Origin of the sequence: Algoriphagus sp. (genome assembly GCF_024642405.1) — a bacterium.
Taxonomy (GTDB): Bacteria; Bacteroidota; Bacteroidia; order Cytophagales; family Cyclobacteriaceae; genus Algoriphagus.
This window is the reverse complement of the sequence record NZ_JAHEBC010000271.1, coordinates 1-5,276: the sequence shown is the minus strand read 5'-3', so window position 1 is coordinate 5,276 and position 5,276 is coordinate 1. Positions and strand designations below refer to the sequence as shown.

Sequence of the window (5,276 nt, the reverse complement as noted above, 5' to 3'; positions counted from 1 at the left end):
GCTTGATAAAAGCCAGCAAATGGTTTTTTGATCCGATCATCCTTAACCGTCGGGAAACTACTAACCACACGTTTCCCCATTTTTTTAAAAAGAGTATAGGTGTAGGAAATCACTTGTTCTTCTGGGATCTCTACATTCAAATTGGGAGGGTTGATGAACCATTTTTGATTGATCTTTTCCAGACTCATAGTTTCTTCCTTTTCCCTCGATCCGAGGGAGGTTCTCCAAATGGATTTGACGTTCATTATTGCTGAATTTTCTTTCAATTCAATGGTGTCGACCTTTAGCTCGTCCAATTTGGCAAAAGAAGGGAGTAGACCCCCATCACTCACAGATTTTTCAAGTAAGTATTGATCCAGACTATATCCAGGACCAGGTTTAAAAAATTGAAATGCATCTTCAAATCGCTGAAAATCCAAATGATTGAAGTGCGAGTAAATGGTGGTGCTTGGATCTTTTTGTTGATCGATCAGTAGCAATTCATAAATCTGATAAATCAAAAAGCTACTGAAAATCACAAATGGAAGCCAGGCAGAAGAATAAATAATAGGCTTGGGATACAAAAGAACATCTTCATCTGCCATAATCTCCTTTTGGGTTTTCTTGAAATAAAAGAGATAAACCAGTGTGAGTATAGTGGCTACAATTAATGTACTGATTGGGAGAATTCCCCATGTTTTTTTCAATAATGGATTTATTTCCGTGGGCTTGATCGGCTGGATTGTAGAGATATTTCCTCTTTCCCAAACCATAATTCCATTTTCTAATTGGATTGTTCTGTTCCAACCAGAATAAAAAAGCAAAGGATCATAGTATCGATCGTTACTGAAAACATATTTAAGCTGATATTTTTCTGCCATTGTTAGAAAATCGTTGAGAGAGGCCATTCCTTCTTCCATAAGGTATTTTGCGTTTTCCAACCTTTCCACAGCCCTAGAAGTCATTTCTGGAAGCCTTCTGGCAGAATGGTAATTACCGTCTATGGTGGCGGCCAAAGTATTAGAAGATAGCCACGCCATCTGGTCACCGAAACCTAAAGTCAAATATCTCCAACGCATGTGATCATCACGGTTAAGGAAGTTAATAATTGGTTCTATTTCTACTGATTTTGGTTGGAGAGGGCGGAAACTCCCTAAATGAAAGATGTAGATAATAAAAAGCAAATAGGAAAAACCACTTAATCCTGAAATGATAAAATGGGAGGTTTCGCCATATTTTCCTGTCCAATATTTTTTCACATTACCCCCCAGAAAGGAAACCAAAAAATGACTGATATAGGGGATTGCAATAATAGAGGCCCAAAAGCCAAATCGGTCCAATGTTAGGATGTTGAACGCTGTTTCTCCCAGTAATATTTTGGGCAAAGGGGTTGTGCCACCACTTCCTAACAAAAGGCATGCAAAGAAAGATACAGCCCAACCAAGATGTCTTTTCTTTCGAGTGATCAAATAAGAAATGGCAGGAAGTAAGGCGAAAATCAGGAGTAATGGGATTACATAAAAAACTAGCCCAGAGCTTGTTTCTTCCAAGAAATTATCTCTAGACCCATGTGGAATTGAAACTTGGCTGATTGGATCAGTACGACTCCAATACCAATAGGGAAAAATCAGACTAATAGCTAAGAAAATAGTACTAAAGCCAAATAGCAGAATTCCGATTTTTTTCTTCCATGCAAGAATCAACAACTCTGGAATAAACTTGCCGAAAATGCTTTTCCTACCAAGTTCTGGTTGACTGTCTACCAAGGCCATCAGCATAGCAGGAGCGATAAAAAACACCATTCCGAAAATAGCCGTTACGTGATGGGAGCTGACAACTACTGCAATAAATGATAGAGACATAAGTAAATATCTCCAGTCTGAAGTTTTGATGTACTGGTATAGAAAAGGCAATGCATTCAACAAAAATGCAAGTCCAGTGAGTGTGGGTACTTGACCATATACATGGAGTGTCTCAACCAGGGAACTCAAGACGACAGCTAAAATAGAAGCAACTCCAGCTGTTTGCTTCGAATAGAACATCTTGGTAAACCGGTAGATTCCGATTATTAATGCCTCATAAACCAAGATGGAATAGATGCTGAATGCAATTTTCAGCGGAAATATTTTACTGATTAATGCTAGAAGCTGGTGGACTAGTGGAGGGTAGCTGATTGTTAAAAAGCCAGTATACCATCTGTATTCCCAAGGTTCAAACCAAAATCTGGAATAATGATCCGCAAAAAATAAATGCACATAGGCATCATAGGTCTGAGGCATTGTAAAATAGACAATAATGCCATGGGTAAGAAGACCTAGAGATAAGGCTACAAGAAGAAGCCTTTTCCCTAGAAATTCACTCCATAACAATTGATCTTGGTTTTTCACTTGAGCTCTCTTTTACTAAATATAAAGTTCCCCTTTTACTTTCCGCACTTGAGCTACATATTCTTTGATTTGTTGCTCATTTTCTTTTTTACAAATAAGTAGGGCATCAGGTGTGTTGACGATAATTAAATCTTCTAATCCCCCGATGACCATGAGTTTTTGCTCGTTTGAGTGGACTAAACAACCTTTGCTGTCTACCAATATGGTGCTATTGCTATTGCTGGCATTCATTTCTTCATCTTTTGAAAAATTATCCCAAGCACTATTCCAAGTTCCTAAATCATTCCAGGTAAAACTCGAAGGGATAAGATAGACATTGTTTGCCTTTTCCATGATCGCATAATCAATTGAAGTAGAAGGGCATTTTTCATAAATTTCCCTGATGGAATCTGCCTCTTTTTGTGTGTTCAAATCGGCAATTGCCTCATGAAAAAGATCATACATAAATTGAAAATGTTCCCAAAAAGCATCTACTATATCTTCTGCCTTCCAGATAAATATACCTGAATTCCACAGGTAATTTCCTTCCGCTAAAAATTCCTTTGCGGTATTTAGATCAGGCTTTTCTGTAAAGCGATTTACTTTAAACGCGGAATTTGATTTTTGGTGGGTATCGAATTGAATATAACCATATCCAGTATTTGGATGAGTTGGTTTAATCCCTAAAGTAACGAAAGCGTAATTTTCGGAAGTGTAATCCAGTGCTTTTTGACAGGTATCTCTGAATAAGTCCAGATCTCCAATCAAATGGTCGCTAGGGGCCACAATCATGTTTGCATTTGGATTCATTTTCTTCAGTTTAAAAGAGATATATGCAACACATGCCGCAGTGTTTTTTCTTTCTGGCTCGGCAACAATATTCTCCTCAGGCAGCTGTGGTAATTGTTCTCTTACGATGGAGACGTATTCCGCTGAGGTCACTACAAAAATATTTTCTTCAGGAATAAAAGAGCTATATCGATCATAGGTAGACTGGATCAATGTCTTTCCGGTATTCAATATGTCCAAAAATTGCTTTGGGTAACTTGTTTTGCTAATAGGCCAAAATCTACTTCCTACTCCTCCGGCCATGATTGCGACGTAATTATTTTGATTTTTCATCTATTATTTATTTTAATTGAGTTGATATGAGAAGTTCGATTTCTTGTTAGATAGAATCCCTTTCGGTTTACTTTTTACTTGGTAGTGATAATATAGGCCGAGTAATTGTAAAGGAATTTTGATAGTATCTTTTAATTTTAATCTTGAATCTCCTATTTCAGACCATTGTAATAGAGGGTATTCCAGTACTCCTTTTTGTAAGGTAGTTTTTCCGAATTTTTCTTGGAGTCTAAGGAAAATCTCCACATCAAATAGCCAGGGGGTTTTAAATTGGGTTTTAAATAAAAATGGGATAAGATTTCTCTGAAAAATTTTTGCCCCGCATTGGGTATCCTGAAAATTTGCTTTTAGAATTGACTTGATAATTTTTTTTATGACTGTACTTGCTAGCGATCTGCTATCATCTCGATTAATCTCGGCACCTAATCGCTGAATTCTGCTTCCAACTATAGCTCCGAATTTTGGATGCGCTTCTTTATACTTTGCCATCAGCAACCATTCCTCCGGGTGAGTTGCCAAGTCGGCATCCAAAAAACCAATCAACTTGGAATCATAATTCTTGTGAACAAACAACATTCCTTGCCTCACCGCTTCCGACTTTCCTCCATTCTGAGGCATGTCAAAAACCACAATATTATTGGGACTTTCAGTTTGAATACCCCTCAAAACGGCAAGCGTTCTGTCTTTACTCCCATCATTAACTAGGCAAAGCAAAACCTCTGGATGCTCTAAAGCAAAAGTTTTAAACTCTTGAAAGGCAAACCTTTTTTCTTCATTATAGCAAGGAATTATAATAGCATATTGATGTTGGATTTCTGGATCATAATTCAAGGTGCTTTTAAGCAATTGACTAATTCCATTTTCTTGTTTTTGAATCTGTAACGTTCTCATCCTTATTATTTTTCGGTGTGCCAACCGATATTCAAAGCTTAATCCAAATAAATAATTAATTGATAATCAGCAACTTAAATAGCTACAGGATTTTATTATTTCCATAATATGGAAATAATTCCAAAAATTGTATCGATTCCAGTTCCTTTTAGTAACTTAATGACTTAATGAAAAGGTATGAGCCAGTTTAAAATATTTATAGTAGAGGACGATCCTTGGTATGGTCAGATTTTGGAGTACCATTTAAGTCTTAATCCAGATTATAATGTGACCTTGTTTTCAACTGCTAAATCTTGTTTATCAAAGCTTCATGAAAAGCCTGATCTAATTACCGTGGATTTCTCCTTGCCCGATTTATCAGGCGATAAGCTTTTTCAAAAGATCAAAGAATATAATCCTACAATTCCTGTGGTAGTGATTAGCTCCCAAGAGGATATCAGTGTAGCAGTAGGCTTGCTAAAAGCTGGGGTTAGTGATTACTTGGTAAAAGACGATGCAACCAAAGATCTACTTTGGAACAGTGTAATTAAAATCAGGGAAAACCAATCTCTGAAAAAAGAAGTAGAGATATTAAAAGAGGAATTAGGACAGAAATTTTCATTTGAAAAAACCATTTTAGGAAATAGTCCTGTACTCAAAAAAGTTTTTTCTCTGATAGAAAAAGCTATCAAAACTAATATTAATGTTTCTATTACTGGTGAAACGGGAACAGGGAAAGAGGTTGTTGCAAAAGCTATTCATTATAATAGTGACAGGAAGAAAAAAAGCTTTGTAGCTGTAAACATGGCAGCTATTCCAAAGGATCTCATTGAAAGTGAATTATTCGGTCACGAAAAAGGCGCTTTCACAGGAGCTGTGAGTCGTAAAACCGGGAAGTTTGAAGAAGCGAATGGTGGGACTATTTTCTTAGATGAAATA

General features: G+C 36.8%; 4 protein-coding genes. 1 reads left to right on the top strand and 3 read right to left on the bottom strand.

Going from position 1 to position 5,276, the window contains the following annotated elements; translation table 11 throughout:
- The 3 genes from Q0L68_RS15875 to Q0L68_RS15865 all read right to left on the bottom strand — a co-directional run.
- Positions 1–2,366 (bottom strand): hypothetical protein (locus Q0L68_RS15875; protein WP_296705099.1); only part of this gene is annotated, 2,366 nt, incomplete at its 3' end.
- A gap of 15 nt (positions 2,367–2,381) precedes the next feature.
- On the bottom strand, positions 2,382–3,467 hold the full coding sequence (locus Q0L68_RS15870) for a mannose-1-phosphate guanylyltransferase (protein ID WP_296705097.1): 1,086 nt from the start codon (positions 3,465–3,467) through the stop codon (positions 2,382–2,384).
- A gap of 12 nt (positions 3,468–3,479) precedes the next feature.
- On the bottom strand, positions 3,480–4,358 hold the full coding sequence (locus Q0L68_RS15865; protein WP_296705095.1) for a glycosyltransferase: 879 nt from the start codon (positions 4,356–4,358) through the stop codon (positions 3,480–3,482).
- Positions 4,359–4,535: 177 nt separating this feature from the next.
- Here Q0L68_RS15865 and Q0L68_RS15860 point away from each other — a divergent pair.
- Positions 4,536–5,276: sigma 54-interacting transcriptional regulator (locus Q0L68_RS15860; RefSeq protein ID WP_296705093.1), on the top strand; the 741-nt coding region annotated here is incomplete at its 3' end.

Bases quoted from the DNA above. Each gene is read 5' to 3' on its own strand.
- Q0L68_RS15865 (WP_296705095.1), bottom strand. From the start codon at position 4,358: ATGAGAACGTTACAGATTCAAAAACAAGAAAATGGAATTAGTCAATTG.
- Q0L68_RS15870 (WP_296705097.1), bottom strand. From the start codon at position 3,467: ATGAAAAATCAAAATAATTACGTCGCAATCATGGCCGGAGGAGTAGGA.